This window comes from Corynebacterium sp. 13CS0277 (genome assembly GCF_002994655.1).
GTDB lineage: Bacteria > Actinomycetota > Actinomycetes > Mycobacteriales > Mycobacteriaceae > Corynebacterium.
In genome coordinates this window covers 34185-53460 of the sequence record NZ_PPDL01000007.1, presented here as the reverse complement: position 1 = coordinate 53460, position 19276 = coordinate 34185, and the positions used below count along the sequence as shown (strand labels likewise).

General features: G+C 68.1%; 12 protein-coding genes and 1 pseudogene. 7 read left to right on the top strand and 6 right to left on the bottom strand.

What is annotated here, in order from left to right; genetic code table 11:
• Positions 1-44: 44 nt before the first annotated feature.
• Positions 45-614: a hypothetical protein gene (locus tag C1Y63_RS04070; protein ID WP_146128854.1), complete on the top strand. Its 570-nt coding sequence runs from the start codon at positions 45-47 to the stop codon at positions 612-614.
• Positions 611-1417 carry a permease gene (locus tag C1Y63_RS04065; protein ID WP_106015194.1) on the top strand — a complete coding sequence of 269 codons (807 nt, stop codon included), beginning with the start codon at positions 611-613 and terminating at the stop codon, positions 1415-1417. Before C1Y63_RS04070 ends, C1Y63_RS04065 begins: the two co-directional genes overlap by 4 nt.
• A 37-nt stretch (positions 1418-1454) precedes the next feature.
• Here the strand turns inward: C1Y63_RS04065 and C1Y63_RS04060 are convergent, their stop codons facing one another.
• Together C1Y63_RS04060 and C1Y63_RS04055 are read right to left on the bottom strand one after the other, a co-directional pair.
• Positions 1455-4622, bottom strand: coding sequence for a (Fe-S)-binding protein (locus tag C1Y63_RS04060; protein ID WP_106015193.1), 3168 nt, complete (start codon positions 4620-4622; stop codon positions 1455-1457).
• Positions 4623-4677: 55 nt separating this feature from the next.
• Complete coding sequence (locus C1Y63_RS04055; protein WP_106015192.1) at positions 4678-5892, bottom strand: AI-2E family transporter; 1215 nt, start codon at positions 5890-5892, stop codon at positions 4678-4680.
• A 185-nt stretch (positions 5893-6077) separates the two neighbouring features.
• On the opposite strand from C1Y63_RS04055, the gene C1Y63_RS04050 reads away from it, so the two are divergent.
• The 5 genes and pseudogenes from C1Y63_RS04050 (at position 6078) to C1Y63_RS04030 (ending at position 14152) form a co-directional block, all read left to right on the top strand.
• Positions 6078-9968: an Ig-like domain-containing protein gene (locus C1Y63_RS04050; RefSeq protein ID WP_106015191.1), complete on the top strand. Its 3891-nt coding sequence runs from the start codon at positions 6078-6080 to the stop codon at positions 9966-9968.
• Between the two features lie 252 nt (positions 9969-10220).
• Positions 10221-12038: a molecular chaperone DnaK gene (dnaK, locus tag C1Y63_RS04045; protein ID WP_106015190.1), complete on the top strand. Its 1818-nt coding sequence runs from the start codon at positions 10221-10223 to the stop codon at positions 12036-12038.
• Between the two features lie 8 nt (positions 12039-12046).
• Positions 12047-12541: pseudogene (grpE, locus tag C1Y63_RS04040) on the top strand (nucleotide exchange factor GrpE); the annotation flags it as partial.
• Positions 12542-12639: 98 nt separating this feature from the next.
• A complete protein-coding gene (dnaJ, locus tag C1Y63_RS04035) occupies positions 12640-13764 on the top strand; it encodes a molecular chaperone DnaJ (protein WP_106015188.1) in 1125 nt (374 codons plus the stop codon).
• The gene (locus tag C1Y63_RS04030; RefSeq protein ID WP_369831016.1) at positions 13757-14152 is read left to right on the top strand and encodes a heat shock protein transcriptional repressor HspR; all 396 of its coding nucleotides are present in this window, start codon (positions 13757-13759) and stop codon (positions 14150-14152) included. The genes dnaJ and C1Y63_RS04030 overlap by 8 nt, the downstream gene beginning before the upstream one ends.
• Positions 14153-14198: 46 nt before the next feature.
• Here C1Y63_RS04030 and C1Y63_RS04025 read toward each other — a convergent pair whose 3' ends face one another.
• Genes C1Y63_RS04025 through C1Y63_RS04010 form a run of 4 tightly spaced genes read right to left on the bottom strand, consistent with a single transcriptional unit; the run spans position 14199 to position 19273 of the window.
• A complete protein-coding gene (locus tag C1Y63_RS04025; protein WP_106015186.1) occupies positions 14199-14564 on the bottom strand; it encodes a GntR family transcriptional regulator in 366 nt (121 codons plus the stop codon).
• Positions 14542-15579 (bottom strand): GNAT family N-acetyltransferase, encoded by a 1038-nt coding sequence (locus C1Y63_RS04020; protein ID WP_106015185.1) that lies wholly within the window; start codon positions 15577-15579, stop codon positions 14542-14544. Before C1Y63_RS04020 ends, C1Y63_RS04025 begins: the two co-directional genes overlap by 23 nt.
• A complete protein-coding gene (locus C1Y63_RS04015) occupies positions 15576-16628 on the bottom strand; it encodes an acetyl-CoA carboxylase biotin carboxylase subunit family protein (RefSeq protein ID WP_146128853.1) in 1053 nt (350 codons plus the stop codon). The genes C1Y63_RS04020 and C1Y63_RS04015 overlap by 4 nt, the downstream gene beginning before the upstream one ends.
• Positions 16619-19273, bottom strand: coding sequence for an AMP-binding protein (locus C1Y63_RS04010; RefSeq protein ID WP_106015183.1), 2655 nt, complete (start codon positions 19271-19273; stop codon positions 16619-16621). Before C1Y63_RS04010 ends, C1Y63_RS04015 begins: the two co-directional genes overlap by 10 nt.
• Between the last annotated feature and the right edge of the window lie 3 nt (positions 19274-19276).

The window sequence follows — 19276 nt, the reverse complement described above, 5'->3', positions numbered from 1 at the left end:
GCCACGTCGGGTGAGCGTCAGTCACACAACTATGATGAAAACCTATGTCTAGTGGTTGGCCGTGGCGTGGCATGCTTCTCTGCGCGCTGGGGGTGCTGTTCCTGGTGGTTGCGGGCACGAATACCGCCTACTGGTATGTGCGGCCCGCCTACTGGTGGGTGCTGTTGGCCGCCGGGTTCGTGTTCCTGATGTGGGGTGTGGTGGACATGCCGGGGCGGCTGCGGCCGCTGCACGCGGTGCTGGTAGTTCCTGTGGCTGCGGGCGTGCTGTTGCCGGGGCCGGTGTTGCCGGGCCCTGTCACGGCAGTGGAGGCCGGCACGGATGGTGGCGGCATTGTTGAGGTGCTGCGCCGCGACGCCGCGGGTATTGATGTTGCCGGCCCGGCCACCCTGGAGGGGCAGCTCCTTGCGCGGGATGGCTGGTGGCTGACCCGCGTTAGGATCGTCTGCTGCGCTGCCGACGCCACCACCTACGGCATCCGGCTGTCGACCCCACCACCGGTCGGCCTCCACTCCGGCGATTGGGTGCGCGTCACCGGGCAGCTCAGCACACAGCCGCTGCTTCTCACGGGCAGTATTGAACCCATCCCTCCACGTCAGCGGCCCTACCTATGAGCCGTTACTACACCGCTTTCTTGGCGGTCGCTGTCCTCGGCTTCGCCCTCGTGTGGCGCACCACCGCCCCGCCCGTGCACTCCCAGTGGCTCACTCTTTTCCTTGCCCTGTTCCTCCAGGCCGCGCCGCTCGTTCTCCTCGGCCACGGGCTTGCCGCACTGCCCTGGCGGTGGGTGCCTCGCAGCGTGCCCGCCGCCGCGGCCGCCGGCATGCTGCTGCCCACCTGTGAATGTGCCAGCGTCCCCGTCGCCCGCGGACTCATCGACAAAGGAGCCCCACCCCGCGCCGCCGTCGCCTTCATGCTCGCAGCGCCCTCCATCAACCCCCTGGTGCTGCTCTCCACCTGGCTTGCTTTCAACGACTGGCGCATCGTCGCTGCCCGTTTCGTCTGCGGCGCCGCAGCAGCCCTCATCATCGGCAGCTTCTGGCGCAGGCCCCTCGACGGCCACCACCACACCCCCGACATCCTCGACACCCTCTCTTTCGTGGTGATCGGGTGCGCCGCAGCCGCCACCCTCGCCGGCATTCCCCAGCCCGCATGGCCAGGAGGCATCGCCGTCGCCGCAGCCATGGCACTCGCCATCCTCATGAGCGTGTGCTCCGAAGCCGACGCCTTTGTCGCCGCCACCCTTCCCACAAGCGCCCTCGCCCAACTCGCGTTCATGGTCATCGGGCCCCTCGTCGACATCAAACTCATCGCCGTCCACTGGGGAACCTGGGGCCCACGCGCCGCCCTCCGCATTGTCGGCGCCTCGATTCTCACGGTGGCACTCCTCATGGCCATCGCCAGCATCTGGATATAGAAAAACTCCCGAGGTGACACACCCCGGGAGTTCAGCTCTACTCCTCGTCCGCAGACTCCGGCACGGCTGGTGACGGAACAGCGGCACCCGGTGCAGGGGGAACCGCAGCACCAGGAGCGGCAGGAACGCTGACACCCGGGGCAGAGGGAACTGCAACGCCCGGGGCGGCTGGAGTACTTGCTCCAGGAGCTGTCGGGGCGACAGGCTTCGGGGCTACCGCGCCGGGGGCCTGAGGAATGACAGAACCCGGAGCCTGCGGCGTAGCAATACCAGGGGCAGCCGGAACGCTGACGCTAGGAGCACCTGGGGCAGGGGGAGTTGCAACGCCCGGGGCCGCAGGTACAGCTGGGGTGGCTGGCTTCGGGGCTGCCGCGCCGGGGGCCTGAGGGGCAGCGGGCTGGGGAACCGCAGCGCCAGGGGCAGCTGGAACGCTAACACCAGGGGCAGCCGGAGTACTTGCTCCGGGAGCTGCCGGGGCGGCGGGCTGCGGAATAGTGTTGCCTGGAGCCGCCGGCGCGGGTGCACCTGGGGCAGGGGGAGTTGCAACGCCCGGGGCCGCAGGCATAGCCGGGGTGGCTGGCTTCGGAGCTGCCGCGCCAGGAGCCTGGGGGACAGTCGCACCGGGGGCGGCGGGAACACTGATGCCCGGGGCCTGCGGGGAAGCAGGCTGGGGAACCGCAGCACCCGGGGCAGCGGGAGTACTCGCTCCAGGAGCTGCCGGTGCGACAGGCTTCGGAGCTGCCGCGCCGGGGGCTTGAGGAATGACAGAACCCGGAGCCTGCGGGGCAGCAGCACCAGGGGCCGCGGGGATGGCGACGCTCGGAGCTGCCGGGGCCGGGGGAACCGCAACTCCCGGAGCCGCAGGGGAAGCAGCACCCGGGGCGGCAGGCACAGCAGGCTGAGGAACAGTGTTGCCGGGAGCCGCCGGTGTAGCCACCCCAGGGGCAGGGGGAGTAGCAACGCCCGGTGCCGCGGGCACACTGACGCCCGGAGGAGTAGGCGCAGCCGTGGCCTGGGGAACGACTTCGCTGGGGGCGGAGGGAACGCTCGGGGCCGGAGGAGCTGCCGGTGCGCTGTCCTGCGGCGCAGGCGTGTCGGCCCGCTTCGGCTCCCGGACGAGGGGTTCCAGGGGCTGCAGCGGCAGCGGAGCCGGGAGTGCGCCGTCGACGCGGACAGCATCGCGCATGAGCACCGCAACATCCTTGATCGCGACGCCTTGCGCGCCGTTGGCTTTCATCCCGCCGGTCAGCATGGTGTGGCAGAACGGGCAGCCCACCGCCACAGTGGTTGCGCCGGTGGATTCGAGCTCCGCGGCGCGGGCATCCGCGACGCGGGTGCCGAGCTTTTCTTCCATGAACATGCGGGCACCGCCGGCACCACAGCACATGGCATTGTCGCGGTTGCGGGGTGCTTCGGTGAGCGGCTCAATCGTGTCGAGCAGTTCGCGCGGCGGATCGAACACCTTGTTGTGGCGGCCCAGGAAGCACGGATCGTGGTAGGTGATCGGCTGCCGGTTGGCATCGGTCCGCGGAATAGGAGTCAGCCGCCCTGCCCGCACGAGACGGTTGAGGAGCTGCGTGTGGTGGAAGACATCGAAGTGGCCATCGAAGTCGGGGTACTCGTTACGCAGCGTATTGAAGCAGTGGGCGCACGTCGTGATGATTTTCCGCTGCCCGGCGGGCACACCCTCGAAGGCCTCGTTGAGGGTGGCGACGTTCGCTTCGGCCAGCATCTGGAACAGGAACTCGTTGCCCGCGCGGCGCGCCGGGTCACCGGTGCAGGTTTCCCCGTCGCCGAGGACAGCGAAGGGGACGCCTGCGGTGTTGAGGAGTTCCACGACAGCGATGGTGGTTTCTTGAGCGGCGTCGTCGTAGACGCCGGCGCAGCCCACCCAGTACAGGTACTCCACCTCGTCCATGGGGGTGTCCTCCACGAGGGGGACGGTGAGCCCGCGGGCGCGGGCGGTGTCGATCCAGGTGCGCCGCTCGGAGGCGTTGCGCCCCCATGGGTTGCCCTTGTTCTCGAGATTCTTGAACAGGCTGGTCAGCTCCTGAGGGAAGTCTGCTTCCTCGAGGACCTGGTAGCGGCGCAGCCCGGCAACGTGGTCAATGTGCTCAATGTCGACGGGGCATTGTTCCACGCAGGCACCACAGTTGGTGCAGGACCACAGTTCGTCGGCGGAGATGTGGTTGCCGACGAGGGTGAGGGAACTGCCGCCGGTGGCGGCGTCCCGCTCCGCCATGATGAGTTTCTTCGGCGACAGGGGTTTGCCGGTGTTCCAGGCGGGGCACACGTCCTGGCAGCGGCCGCACTCAGTGCAGGTGCCGGAGTCGAGGAGCATTTTCCAGGAGGCATCGCGAACGGTGCCCACGCCGACGGGCGACTCTTCCAGGTTGGGGGTGCTGAGCTTGCCGAGGGCGGGCGCGCCGTCGGGGTTGCGCTGGAAGAAAATGTTGAAGAAGGCGAGGAAGCGGTGCCAGGCCACACCCCAGCGGAGTTGCTGGCCGACGATGAACAACCACACCATGCCGGTGAGCAGTTTGATGAGGGCAAACAGGCTCACCAGGGTGGCGTTGGCGGGCAACAGCCGCGCCAGGTGGATGGTGAGGAAGTCAGTGTGGGGGTTGCCGAACAGCAGCGGCCAGGTGGCGATGCGGCCCGCTTTGACGGCCAGCATGCCGAGCCCTTCGAGGAGGACGACAGCTTCGACGAAGTGGGCGGCGCGGGCATTGGAGCCGTAGAAGCGGCTACCGCGGCCCCGTCGGGATGCGAGGAGGCGGATCGCGATGAGGACGAGGATGCCGACGACGGTGCCGATGCCGAGCAGTTCATCGACCAGGTGGTAGGCGTGCGTATCGCCGATCAGCGGCCAGGAGCCCTGCGGGTTGAAGGTCTGAATGTAGGCCTCGAACCACACGATGCTGCCCAGCAGGAACCCCACCATCACCAGCCAGTGCGCGGCGGCTACCACGGGGCGGCGCGCCAGCTCGGTGTGCAGCGCCACCTCTTTGACGAGGGTGCCGAGGCGGCGGGGCAGCTGGTTGGTGCGCGGCATGTCGGCGGGCCGGCCCGCCCGGATGAGGCGGAGAAGTTGGGCGACTCCGCGCAGAAAAAACCCCCATGCGGGGGCCGAGAGCACCACCCCTAAAATCCCCAAGGTCATCGTCTGTGCGGTGATGGTGGGGCAGGTGGTGAGCTCGAACATGCCCACAACTATATGGGCAGCGCAAGGGGGTGAAGAATCAAGTGAGACCTAAGGTCTACTTGGTGGTGCGGTCCTGTCGGGACAGGTTCGCGAGCTTTCCGCGCAGAGCATCGAGGCCCTGGGTGCCGCCCTTCGTGGAGTTGCGGGTCGCCAGCTCAATGTCCTCCAGGGTTTTCTCCCCGGCGCGGAGGCTGACGAGGTCGCCGTGGTAGCGCAGCCACACCGCGATGGTGGCGGCGACAGGCACCGCGAGGAACGCGCCGACGATGCCGAAGAGTCCGCCGCCGACGGTGACGGACAGCAGCACGATGACGGGGTGGAGGTCCATCGCCTTCGACTGCAGGATCGGCGACAGGATGTGGCTTTCCAGCTGCTGCACGGCGACGATGAGGATGAGCACCCCGATGGCGGAGGTGACACCGTTGGACACCAGGGCGATGAGCACACTGATGGCGCCGGCGGAGATCGCGCCGATGATGGGGATGAAGCCGGCGAAGAACGTGATGACGGTGAGCACCAGCGCCAGCGGCACCTTCATGAGCAGCAGGCCGATGCCGATGAAGATGGCGTCGACGAGCGACACAGCGGCCTGGGCGCGGATGAAGCCCGCCAGGGTGTTCCAGGTGCGGGTGAGCACCTCAGTGAGGTGCCAGCCCCAGGTGGAGCCGGTGGTGCTGCGCACCCACGGCAAAAAGCGGGGGCCGTCCTTGAGGAAGAAGAACGACAGCACGAGCGCGATGACGGCGGTGACGATGACCTCGGAGGCGGTCGACACGCCCGACAGCACACCGGTGGCCAGGTCGGAGGAGGAGCTCTTCAACTTGTCGACGAGCTCGTCGAGGGCGTTGTTCACCTGGTCGGTTTTGATGTTCAGCGGCGGGCCCTGGATCCACTGCTGCAGCTGGGTGATGCCGGCGAAAGCCTTGTCGTAGAGCTCCTTCGACTGGGCGGTCACCGAGGAGCCCATCGCGGAGAAGATCGCCCCGAAGGCGGCGAACACGCCCAGCAGGGTGGTCAGCACGGCGAGCGCCGGGGGGAACTTGTGCTCCGTCAGCCACCGCACCGGCGGCCACAGGACGGTGCACAACAGGATCGCCAACAGGATCGGCAGCAGGCCGCTCCACACCTTCCCCAGGCCGAGGAAGGCGATGTATGCGGCGATGGCCAGCACGATGAAGCGCAGCGCCCAGGACGCCAACCAGCGGCCATCGCGGCCGATGATGGTCATCCGGTCGATTTTTTCCGCCCCGTGGGCAGACTCTTGGGTCATGGTGGTCCTCAGAAAATACCTGCTCTATGGATATTGGATGGCGTTCACCCTACCGGGGTGTGCGGACGTTGACTAGCTGCACCTGCACTAACGCGGGCGCACGTCACAGCGATAGAAGGTTTGAGGCCTCGCCCACTAGGGTTGATGGCACAAACCATTCACTGGGAAGTCAGTAAAGGAAGACAATGACACTGTCGACACATTCGCGGCGTACCGTCCTCGCGGCGGCCGTCGCCGCGACCACCTTGTTGGGCGTGGTGCCGGCACCGCCGTTGATGCAGACGGTGGTCGAAGCCCACGCTGAAGACACCGCCCTTACTCTGGTGGGGCAGGGGGCCGCCGTGGGGGATCAGGTGACTGCGACGGCGGACTTCGGCCAGTCGTCCGGCACCGTGCAGTTCTACCTGGATGGTGTGCCGCAGGGGGAGCCGAAGCCCGCAGCGGAGGCGACGGTGACGGTGACGGTGCCCTCCCTGGGGGAGCACGTCATCACCGCCCGCTACATTGACGCCGCGGACAAGAACCCGCTGCCCGACCGGCGGGCGACGTTTGCGACGACGACGCTGCCGGAAGCCACCAACGGCAAAGAAGACTTCGGCACCTACAGTGGTACCGCCGGCGGGGAGGAACGCTCCCTCGACGAGCCGCTTGTCGTCACCCCCGGCGAGGAAGTCGTCCTCACGGTCAGCGACGTGGAGCCATCGCGGAGCGAGATCTATGAGGCGGGCATTAACCCGGCCCCGGGCCTTGAATATGTGGAGGATTCGGCGCAGCGGACCGACACGAAGGGCGTGATTGCGACGACCGGGGCGACGTACAGCAGCCCTGGTTTTGGCTACTACAACCCCCGCTGGGGTGGGGATGTCACCCCAAATGAGCAGTACCGCGGGTTGCACAGCACCGTCTCTTACAGTGTGAGCGCCGACAAGCCTGTGGGCGTGCAGGCCACGTTCACGGTGGGGGACCTCGCGCCCGGTATCTACGTATCCCAGATGGCCGTGTACAAGTACTACAGCAAGTCTGTGCTGGCGCTCGTGCCCGTGCCGGGGACCGCAGTGAAGGTGGAGCCGAAGCCGATTCCGCCGCGCGTTGATGCCAGCGGCAAGGAAGTGGAAACCTCCACCGCGGTGGTGACGTCGACGAAGACGACGACGGCGACGGAAACCACCACGAAGACGGTGACGACGACCCTGAAGGAAACCTCCACGGTTACCGAGACGGAAACCACCACCGTCACCCGCACCGCGGAACCCACGGCGGAACCCACCGCCGAACCGAAGCCCACCGACCCGGCGGAACCCACCCCGGCGGAGCCGTCGACGGCAGTGAACAAGGAAGTCCAGCTGCCGGGCGTGTGCTACACCAACGATGCACCCATGGGGCAGGACAGCCAGTTTGATCTCGCGGTCCGCCTCGACACCTCCGCCCCGTCGTCTGTGGCCCCGGGTGAGGAATTCGAGGTGGTGCTGCAGCCAAAGCCGATGACGATGGAAGGCCGCCAGGGGCAGGCCGAACTGAAGACCATTGACCGGTTGAAGTTCGACATGGCACTGCCCGAAGGTGCGGAGTTCCTCTCCGCCGAGGTCCTCGACACGGCCGTCAACGTGGGCGGCGCGCCCGCCACCGTGCAGCGCATCAACGCCGCCGGCGAGCCGGACGCCCAGGGCGGGTTCCTGCGCCTGTCGGGCGCCGGGCAGACCGTTGATCAGGAGAAAGCCCCCGGCGGGCTCAGTGTCTCCATCGACGGCAAGACGACCTCGTTTACTCTGCCGGGCGTGAAGCTGAAGCTCCGCGCCGGTGCCGCAGGCACCGACATCGTGGGCCGGATCCGCCAGGACGCGGAGAAGAACAACCCGAACAACTTCCTGTCGATGCACGTCACCGCGAAGGCGGAGGTGTTCTTCGTGGAGGTGCCCGTCGATCTGCGGGTGTTCTGCACCCCCGATGCCAAGGCTCTCCAGGCGGCACTGTTCACCACCGCCGTGGTTGATACCAACACCCCGGAGCCCACGACCCCGGACCCGGAGCCGGCGAAGCCGACCGTCACCACCGTCACCGAAACCGTGACTGTGACGCCGCCGCCCGCGGAGAAGGAAACCGTGACGACGACGGTGAAGGAAACCGTGACGGAGACCGTCACCGAGCAGGCCCCCGCCCCGGGCGCCCCGCCGGTGATGGTGCCGCGCGCGGCGAAGATCCCCACCGAGTGCACCACCAATGGCGCGCCGGAAGGCCAGGACCAGAGCTTCGCGGTCGACGTCAACCTTGATACGGAAGCCCCGAACAAGGTCGTCGCCGGGGAAGAGTTCTCCGTGGTGCTCAGCCCGCAGGCCATTGAGATGTCCGGCAAGCAGGGGCCGGCTGATGTGCTGGCGCTGCAGCGCCTCAAGGTGGACCTGCAGCTGCCGGACGCGGCCCGCGCCCGCCTGGTGCGCGCCGAACTCCTTGACGGCGGGCAGGGCCTGAGCGGCACCGCCCCCACGGTGGAGCGCGTCAACGCCGCCGGCGAACCCGACGCCCAGGGCAGCATTCTGCGCCTGTCGGGCGGTGGCGAAGTCACCGGCAACGGGCCCGCAGGAAAGGTCGCCGACGCGGAGGGCGGCATGACTGTCGCCTTCGACGGCAAAGACACCTCCTTCACCCTGCCGAAGGTGAAGCTGACGTTTGAGGCCACCGGTAATCCCGGGGACAGCATCGTCGGCACGGTGCGCAACGATGAGGCCTCCGCGCAGACGAACGCCCCGGAGAACTTCCTCACCATGCGGGTGTCCGCCCAGGTGGATCTCGGCGTGGTTATCGGGTTCCCGCTCGTCGTCAACTGCACCGCCACCCCGGCGGGGCAGAAAGCCACCCTGTTCAGCACCGCTATCGTCAAGGACCTGAGTGAGGATGCGCCGGCGACGGTGACTGTCACCCCGGAGCCGACGACGGTGACGGTGACGGAAAAGCCCGAGCCGACGAAGGATCCCGAGCCGACGAAGGAGCCGGAACCCACGAAGGAGCCCGAGCCCACCACGGACCCGGAGCCGGTGCCGACTGAGGTCGACGGCGCAATCGTTGACAAGCGCAGCGTCGTGGCCTCCGAGTGCACCACGAATGGTGCGCCGATGGGCCAGGATTCCAGCTTCGACGTCAATGTCCGCGTGGATACGAAGGCCCCGAAGCAGGTCGCCCCGGGCGAGACCTTCGACATCATCTTCCAGCCCGACGAGATGGAGATGGAAGGCAGCCGCGGCGCGGCGACCCTCAACCGTATTTCCCGGATGAAGGTGGATCTGCGCCTGCCGGACCCGGCGGTGGCCACCTTCGTCGGCGCGGAGATCCTGCCGACCGCGAAGAACGTGTCCGGCACCCCGACGGTGGTGCGCGTCAACGCCCAGGGCCTGCCGGATGCGCAGGGTGAGTTCCTGCGCCTGTCGGGTGACGGCCAGGTCGTCGCCAACGGGGCGGATGCCGCCCGCGCTGATGGTGGCATCACCGTGAACTTGAATGGCCAGGCCACGAAGTTCACCCTGCCGGGCGTGAAGCTGACGTTCACTGCCGGCGACAAGGAGCACAATGGCGAGTTCATTGTGGCGGCCCTGCGCGACCAGGGCGAGGACGGGAAGAAGAATCAGGAGACGAACTTCCTGACCATGCGGCTGAGCGCGACCGCCCACGTGTTGGGTCAGAGCCTGCCGGTGAACTTGGGCGTGTACTGCGCGCCGAAGGAGGGCTTCAGTGGCCTGAAGTTGGCGCGGGTGCGGATCGTCGCCCCGGGCAGCACCCCGCTGCCGGATGTGCCGGATGAGCCGCAGCCGTCCGTGCCGCCGACGACGCAGCCTCCGGCCGATCCGGGCCTGGGCTCCATCGGGGACCTGGGCGGCCTGGCAGGGTCGAGTGACACGGGTTCCTCCGGGGAGATCACGGGCAGTTCCGCGAAGCTCAACGGTGGTTTCGTCGGCGTGCTGGTGACGCTGCTGGGCCTCATCGGCCTGGTCGGTGTCGTGGGCCAGGTGCTGCAGAACCTGGGCTTCCGTTTCCCGGCCCCGGGTGTGCCGACTGTGCACATTCATCATTTCCATCACCACGTCTAGGTGACGTTGCCCCCACAGGTTCGCCTGTGGGGGTCTTTTTTGTCGGTTTCCCCAGGCCACAGCATTTGTGATGTAGCTCACGACAAAAAGTTGAGTCGAGTGGGAACAACTTTGGGGGCGCGCGAGTTGGGCTTAGTAGAAAGATTGAGTGGCCCACACTCAAGGCGGTTGCTATAGTGGCGGCAGTTGAGTGGGGTGCAGTCAACTTCCACTCAAAGAAACCAAGATTCAACACATAAGGAGAACATTCTCATGGGACGTGCAGTAGGCATCGACCTCGGTACTACCAACTCTGTCGTTTCCGTCCTCGAGGGCGGCGAGCCGGTCGTCATCGCGAACGCTGAAGGCTCCCGGACCACCCCGTCCGTCGTCGCCTTCGCCAAGAACGGTGAAGTCCTCGTCGGCCAGTCCGCCAAGAACCAGGCGGTCACCAACGTCGACCGCACCATCCGCTCCGTCAAGCGCCACATCGGCGAAGACTGGACCGTCGGCATCGACGACAAGAACTACACCCCGCAGGAAATTTCCGCCCGCACCCTGATGAAGCTGAAGCGCGACGCGGAAGCTTACCTCGGCGAGGACGTCACCGACGCCGTCATCACCGTGCCGGCCTACTTCTCTGACGCCCAGCGTCAGGCCACCAAGGAAGCCGGCCAGATTGCCGGCCTCAACGTGCTCCGCATCGTCAACGAGCCCACCGCGGCCGCCCTGGCCTACGGCCTGGAGAAGGGCGACAAGGAGCAGACCATCCTGGTCTTCGACCTCGGTGGCGGTACCTTCGACGTCTCCCTGCTGGAGATCGGCGACGGTGTCGTCGAGGTCCGCGCCACCTCCGGCGACAACAGCCTCGGTGGCGACGACTGGGACCAGCGCATCGTCGACTGGCTCGTCGAGAAGTTCAAGGCTGCTCACGGCATCGACCTGACCAAGGACAAGATGGCCCTGCAGCGTCTGCGCGAGGCCGCCGAGAAGGCCAAGATCGAGCTGTCCTCCAGCCAGAACGCCACCATCAACCTGCCGTACATCACCGTTGATGCCGACAAGAACCCGCTGTTCCTCGACGAGACCCTGTCTCGCGCCGAGTTCCAGCGCATCACCCAGGACCTGCTGGACCGCTGCAAGGCACCCTTCAACCAGGTCATCAAGGACGCCGGCATCTCCGTGTCCGACATCGACCACGTCGTCCTCGTCGGTGGCTCCACCCGTATGCCCGCCGTCACCGAGCTCGTCAAGGAGCTGACCGGCGGCAAGGAGCCCAACAAGGGCGTCAACCCGGATGAGGTCGTCGCCGTCGGCGCTGCCCTGCAGGCCGGTGTGCTGCGCGGCGAAGTCAAGGACGTGCTGCTCCTCGACGTCACCCCGCTGTCCCTCGGCATCGAGACCAAGGGTGGCGTGATGACCAAGCTCATCGAGCGCAACACCACCATCCCGACGAAGCGCTCCGAGACCTTCACCACCGCTGAGGACAACCAGCCCAGCGTGCAGATCCAGGTCTTCCAGGGCGAGCGCGAGATGGCCGCAGCTAACAAGCTGCTCGGCTCCTTCGAGCTCGGCGGCATCGCACCCGCTCCCCGCGGCGTGCCCCAGATCGAGGTGACCTTCGACATCGACGCCAACGGCATCGTGCACGTCACCGCCAAGGACAAGGGCACCGGCAAGGAGAACACGATCAAGATCCAGGAAGGCTCCGGCCTGTCCCAGGAGGAGATCGACCGGATGATCAAGGACGCCGAGGCTCACGCCGAGGAGGACAAGAAGCGCCGCGAGGAGCAGGAAGTCCGCAACTCCGCCGAGACCATGGCGTACCAGACCCGCAAGTTCGCCGAGGACAACGCCGACAAGCTGTCCGAGGACCGCAAGAACAAGGTCGAAGAAGCCGCCAAGGCTGTCGACGAAGCCCTCAAGGGCGACGACATCGAGGCCATCAAGACCGCTGTGGACAACCTGACCAAGGAGTCCCAGGAGATGGGCACCGAGATCTACTCCGCCCAGGCCAACGAGGGCGCCACCCAGGCCGAGGCCGACGACAACGTCGTCGACGCTGAGGTCGTGGACGAGGACGACAAGTAATGGCCGAGGACGAACTCGACATCGAGATCCCCGACACCCCCGAGGGTGCCGAGCCCGAACAGGCCGAGCAGACCGAGGACACGAACAGCGTCGAAGAACAGCTCGCTGAACGCACCGAGGACCTGCAGCGCGTCACCGCCGAATACGCCAACTTCCGGCGGCGGACCGAACGTGACCGCGCGGCCACCATCGAGCAGGCCAAGGGCGCAGTCCTCAAGGAACTGCTCCCCATCCTCGACGACCTCGCCCTGGCCGCCGACCACGGCGACCTCGAAGGCCCCCTGAAGAGCGTGAGCGACAAGCTCAACCAGACGCTGACCCACTTCGGGGTGGAAGCCTTCGGAACCCCGGGTGACATCTTCGACCCGGAACGCCACGAGGCGGTCCAGGACCAGTCCACCGGCGATGACAAGGTGTTGGGCCTCGTCATGCGCAAGGGCTACGCCCACGGCGAGCGCATTCTGCGCACCGCCATGGTGATGATCTCCGATCCGGAGAACTAACCCAACGACGAAGGGCCGGCGCAGCCGGCCCTTTTTTCAACGTCATAAATGAATCTTTATACACACGATCCGGTGGAACACCGGGAGGAGGACGCCCAGTGAATACAAGCGAATGGGCAGACAAAAACTATTACGCGGACCTGGGTGTTTCCTCGTCCGCAAGCCACGACGACATCAAGCGCGCCTACCGCAAACTCGCGCGCGATAATCACCCGGATAAAAACCCGGGCGACAAGAAGGCGGAGGAGCGTTTCAAGCGCGCCGCCGAAGCCTACGACGTTGTCGGCGATGAGACGAAGCGGAAAGAGTACGACCAGCTCAAGGCGATGCTCGCCTCGGGTGGGCCGCGCGGGTTTCGCTCGAGCCAAAACATCAATGTCGAGGACCTTTTCGGCGGAGGGTTTAGCCAGGACGGTTCTCTTGGTGACATCTTCGGCGGCCTTTTCAATCGGGGCGGCCGTGCTCCGCAGCCCTCGCGTGGGGCGGACGTCGAAGCGGACATCACGCTCGACTTTAGGGAAGCGGCGAAGGGCACCACGATTCCCCTTCAGCTGACCGGCGACGCCCCCTGCGGCAGCTGCCACGGCTCCGGCTCGGCCTCCGGGCACCCGACCCGCTGCCCGAAGTGCAACGGCACCGGGTTCCTCAGCGAATCCCGCGGCGCGTTCGGCTTCAGCCAGCCCTGCGACGAATGCCATGGCACCGGCTCCGTCGTGACCGACCCCTGCATCGACTGCCAGGGCACCGGCACCGTGCACAAGCAGCGCAACATTCGCGTGCGGATCCCCGCCGGTGTCGTCGACGGGCAGAAGGTGCGGCTCGCCGGCCAGGGCGAAGCAGGCCCCAACGGCAAACCCTCGGGCGACCTGTTTGTGACGGTGCACGTCACCCCCGACAAGATCTTCACCCGGGAAGGCAACGACCTGCACGTCACCGTGCCGGTGTCGTTCACCGAACTGGCCCTCGGCGGCACCATCACCGTGCCGACCCTAGGCCAGCCGGTGCGCGTCAAGGTGCCCGCCGGCACCCCGAACGGCCGCACCCTGCGAGTGCGTGGCCGCGGCGTGGAGAAGGGCTCCTCGAAGGGCGATCTCCTCGTCACCGTGGACGTGAAGGTGCCGACGACCCTCGACGCGAATGCGACGAGCGCGCTGCGCGCCTACGCGCAGGCGGAGAAGGACTCCGGTTTCGATCCGCGAGCGGGGTGGAATGGCAGTGAGTGATGACAGGGAGGTCTTCGTGATCTCCGTGGCCGCGGAACTGGCCGGCATGCACGCCCAGACGCTGCGCACCTACGACCGCATCGGGCTCGTCACCCCGGAACGCACCCGGGGCGGCGGCCGCCGCTACTCGAAGCGGGATGTGGAAACGCTGCGCACGATCCAGAGGTTGAGCCAAGAAGAAGGCGTCAACTTGGCCGGTATCAAAGAAATCCTGCACCTGCAGGAGGAAAACGAGCGGCTCCGCGCCGAAAACGAACGCCTCAAAGCAGATAACGCCCACCTGGCCCGCAGTGGCGGGCGGCCCCGCGGCGAACTGGTTCACGTGCCCCGCTCCACGGCGGTGGTGATGTGGGAGAAACGCCGCGGCCGCCGCGACGAACGGTCCTAACACGCAGCAGCGCCCCTGTACGTCATATGTACAGGGGCGCTGCGGTCTATTCGAAGGTGGAGAGAATCTCGGTGCATTCGGCGGCGAGCTGCTGCGGCGACAGCCCTTGCGCGCGGCCCAGCGCCAACACGGTGGTGAGCTGCGCGGAGAGTTGCTCGCGGGTGCGGCGGGTGGCGCGGGCGGCGGCAATGGTGGTGCCCTCCCGCGGGTGGGTGACCACCACGCCCTCCTGCTTCAACTGGTCGTAGGCCTTCTTCACTGTGGCCGGGTTGATGCCGAATTCTTCCGCGACGGCCCGCACGGAGGCGAGCCGGGTGCCGGGGGTGAGTTCGCCCAGGGCGACGGCTTCCACGATGCGGTCGTGTAGCTGGGTGAAGATGGGTACCTGGCTATAGGGGTCGATCGTGATCACAAGTCCTCCACAAAACGCGTGTGTCGGACTTTATCGTACAAGATTGGCGGAAGGCGTCTGCCTCCGTCGGCGGCAGCTGGGCGGCGATGCGTTCCACGCTGGCGGGTACCAGAGGGTAGTTCGCCAGAGTCCACAGTGGTTCGACGCGGGCGCCGCGGCGCACCTTCGCTTCGAAGGATTCCATGCCGAGGAAGATGCGGCGCAGGCCGTTGTCGGCGGCGTAGGCGAGCGGTTCGAAGATGGCGAGTACCCCGTAGGCGCCGACGTGGCCGCGCTGACGATCGAAGCCGACGAGCCGGACGTAGAGGTCCTCGCCGAAGCGGTAGCAGAGGCTGAACCCCGCCACAGCTGTGTCGCGGGCGAGGAACACCACGGAAGAGTCGGCGAGCTCGTCGCGTTGGCGGCACAGCAGGTCGGTGAGGATCTCGTCGGAGTGGTCGTGCCCGTAGGCGCGCTGCACCTGCCCGAGCAGCGGCCCGAGGGCCTCCGGGGTGGCGGGCCCTTCACCCAGGCGGTGGCGGGTCACTGTCAGGCCCGCCTCGTGGAAGCGGCGGAGTTCCCGGCGGGCATTGGTGCGGCGCTGCCGGGACGACATGGCGTCGATGTGGTCTTCGACGGGGCTGACGTCGAGGACGCAGTGCGCGCCCGCCAGCAGCGGCACCTGCCCGGTGTCGCGGGCCACCCGCGCCGCAGCGGCGGTGGGCAGGTAGGGCCACGCCCACGTGTCCACGCCGTGGTGGGCGCAGGCCGCCGCAATTGCCGGGGCTACGTCGCCGCCGCCCAGCACGGGGGAGAGGTAGCCGCGCCGGCCGCCGAGGATGAGGCCCTTCGGGTAGAAAGCATTGTTTTCCTGGGGGCTGTAGTGCGCCGCCAGATACACGTCGCCTTCGATGATGTAGGCGGGCTGGCTGATGTGGTCGCCGTCGGCGCTGCGCAGCCACTGGGGGCTGAGGTAGAACCCGCCGGGCACCCGGCAGGCGTCCTCCCAGGCGGGCGGGGGTGTCGGTGTGATCATGCGTCCTCCAGGAGTGCGCGGGCGGCGTCGATGGCGCCCGGGTCGACATAGCAGCAGCCGGCGTTGGTGGCTGAATAGAATCCGGGGCCCGCGGCGGCGCGGGTGGTCTCCAGGTGGCCGGGGAGTGCCGCCAGGCGGGCGCGCTGCTCTTCGGTGATGGTGGCGGGCAGCGCCAGGTGCGCGATCGGCCGGTACTCGTGGGGCTGCCACTCGGGCCGTTGGCCGCAGTCGAACTGCCAGGAGGCACGCACCAGGTCCACCCCGTAGGCCAGCTGCAGGGCGCGGGGAATGCCGCCGCCGGCGGGCCGGCAGGCAATTTCGGAGACAACCCACCCGCTGGGGGTGGCGAACAGTTCGAGGTGGAACACGCTCGCCCGCAGGCGGACCGCCGCCACCGCCCGCCGCGCCAACTCCAGTGCCTCCCCACTGTCGGCGGGGTCGATGGTGGTGGAACTGTAGGGGCGCTGTGCCCGCGCGGAGGTGAGCATCGGCTCGTGGTAGCGGGACACCGCCGCCCAGAACTGCCCGTCATCGACGATGCCGTCGACGTGGTATTCGGCCAGCACACTGGCGGCGTCCTCGCAGAGCACCGGGTAGCGGTAGTCGGGCAGTTCCGCGCCGATGCGGTACACCCCGGCACTGCCGCCACCGAACAGCGGCTTTGCGACGACGTCGCGGTCCTCGGCCCACGCGCGCAGCTGCTGCGGGGAGTGCACCACCCGGAACGGCATGATGGGCAGGCCCGCGGCCCGGAAGCGGCGCTTCATGATGAGTTTGTCGCTGGCCGCGACGGCACTCGTCACGGGCGTGCCCGGCAAGCCAAGCACAGTGCGGGCGTAGGCGCCGGCGGGCAGCCCCGTCTCGTAGGGGGTGATGATCGCCGTCGCGCCCGCCGCCTGCGCGGCGCGCGCCACGGCCGGGCCGTCGGCGACGCTCACCTCTGCTGTGTCGGTGATGACGTGCGCTGCGGGGAATGCTTGGGCGAGTGCGGGGGTGAGGGTTCGTGCCGCGGAGAACACGACAGCGACCGGCGCATCCGTTATGAGCAACGCAACCTCCAGTGGGTGATGATCTCGTCGGCGATGGCCTCCATATCGGCGGCCGTGAACAGGCTGCGGCGCGCCTGGATCTCCAGCCAGTGTTCCGCGCCGTGCTGGAGCAGGTAGGCCATCGCATCGAACTTCACGTCGACGTCCATGGGGTGCACCCCGGGCGTCGGCGGGCGGCCGGTGGTCATGCTGCTGGTGAACAAGCCCGTGATGGGGAACCGGTCCTCGTCCTCCGGCTGGCCCAGATCGTCCATGATGCGGTCGAACTGGTAATCCTGGTGGTCCATCGCCCCCAGCAGGCGTTCCTGCAGCACCTGGGGGCGCAGTTCGGTGGCGCGGAGCCGCAGCAGCACGAGGCTGATGAAGTTGCCGACGGTGTGCTCCACACCGGGCACGGTGCGCCCCAAGGCGGGGGTGCCGATGAGGAGATCATCCAGCCCGGTGCGTTCCATCATGGCGCTGAACATCCCGAGCAGCATCCCCTGGAACGGGGTGGGTCCCAGCCGGAGGAGATCGGCGGGCAGGGGCACGATGATGCGCCACGCGCCCGGCTCGTCGGTGACGGCGGGTAGGTGCTGGGGGAGTGCCGGCGGGTCCCGGAGGATCTCCTCCCACCACTCGTCGCGGGTGGGGCGGGGCTCAATGGTGGCGAACTGGGCGTACGACAGTCCCGGGTGGTGCTCCCCGAGGGCGTGGCGGCGCAGAATGTCCTGGCTATGCCCGTCGCAGAACAGGTGGTGGATGACCCAGCGGAGTTCGCCGTCGACGACGGCCCAGCGGTGCGGCGGCCACACGGCCGGGTCGATGGGTTCGGCCACCAGGCGGGAGAACTCTTCTTCCTCCATGTGCGCAACGGGCACGGGGCCTGCGTGGGGGCGGATGTGGAGTTCCCCGTGTACCACCGTGGCGCGGAGCGCATCGTGGGCGGCAATGAGGCGGGCGGCGACCTCCTCGGGGTTGTCGACGCGCACCCCGGTGGTCATGTTGGCCCAGTTGCGGTTCCCGCGCGGCAGGTACACCCGCTGGTAGCGGCGCTGCCGGGCCGTCATCGGCTGCCGCTCGGGCGCCGGCCCCGGGGTGAGGGTGGTGAGTGCTGTGAGGTGGGGTGCGACGGCGCGGGGCGTGCGCTGTTCGAAGAGGGTGCGCAGGGATACGTCGAATCCTGCGGCGCGGAGGCCCGCGTGCCAGGCGGCGACTTCGAGGGAGGTGCCGCCGGCGGCGAAGAAGTCCTCCTCGGGCCCCAGTGCGGCGCCGAGTGCCGCGCTCGCGGCGGCGATGACCTGCTTTTCCTGGGGGTGGGCGGCGGCTGTGGGGGCGGCGGTGTGCGCGAGGAGGGCAGCGCGGTCGACTTTGCCGCGGGCAGTCACGGGAAACTCGGGCACAAGCAGCAGCGTGTGCGGCAGGTGGGTGCTGGGCAGCAGCCCCGCCACCTCGTGGAGGATGTCGGCGCGCTCGCGGTGCGGGGCGACGAGGAATGCGGCAAGCTGCACCCCGACGGGTCCCTCGTGGTGCACGACGAGGGCTTGGTCCACGCCGTCGAGGGACGTGAGCGCGGCGGCGACGTCGTCGGTGTTGACCCGCACGCCCGCGACCTTCACCAGGTGGTCCCGCCGGCCCCGCAGCACCAGCCCCTGGGGTGTGTCCTCTCCGAGGTCGCCGGTGGAAAACCACGAGCGCCCCTCGCGGACTGTCAGTGCCGGGGTGGGGGTGTGGAGGTAGCCGGCGACGGGAAAATCGGGGCTGATGACGACCTCGCCGCGGTCGAGTTGCCACTTCACCCCGGGTAGCGGGTGCCCGACGGGGGCGGTGCCGGTGGTGACGTCGGTGGCGTCGAAGACGAACTTCGCCAGGGTGGTCTCCGAGGGGCCGTAGAAGTTGATGACCCGGGTGTGTGGTGCGAAGCGACGCAGCCCAACGACGAGCGCCCCGGGCAGGGGCTCCCCGGCGAGGAACGCCCACCGCAGGTGCGGGGCTGTGCCGTGGGCGCGGCGCAGCCAGCGCGCCACCAGCGATGGCACCCCATGGAAGGCGGTGATCTTCTCCCGCTGGAGGAACTCCGGGACGTCCTCCCCGCGGGGGAACACGAGGCAGGCGCCGGCGACGAGGGGAGTGAGGGCGTCGCGGAGGAACACGTCGAAGCCGGGCGGGGTCAGGCATGCGCAGCGATCACCGGCGCCCAGGTTGAAGGTGTCGGCCTGCCAGGTGACGAAGCGGGCGACGCCGACGGCGCTGCCGAGGATCCGTTTCGCCGGTCCGGTCGTCCCGGAGGAGACGACGATGTAGTCAGCCCGCAGGGGTGTGCGGGGTGCCAGCGGGGTGCAGTGGCCGCGGCTGACGTCGTAGACGGCGCTAAGACCCCACTCGGCGAGGTCGGCGTCTGTGATCTCGGGCGGGCAGATGAGGAATCCGCAGTCGGCGGCCATGCAGCCCACGACGGCCGCCACCATGTCGGGGTGGGCGGTGGCCGGGCCGCGCAGCGCCACCGTCGTGCCGTGGGGGAGGCGGGCAGCAACTGTTTCCCAGGCGGCGCGCAGTTCCTCGCGGGTGAGCACAGTGGCGCCGTCGCAGGCGGGTGCTGCCGGGTCGGCGTCGGCGTGGGCGTGCAGGCGCTGCAGGATCTCGTGGAAGCCGGGTCGTGGGGCCACGGG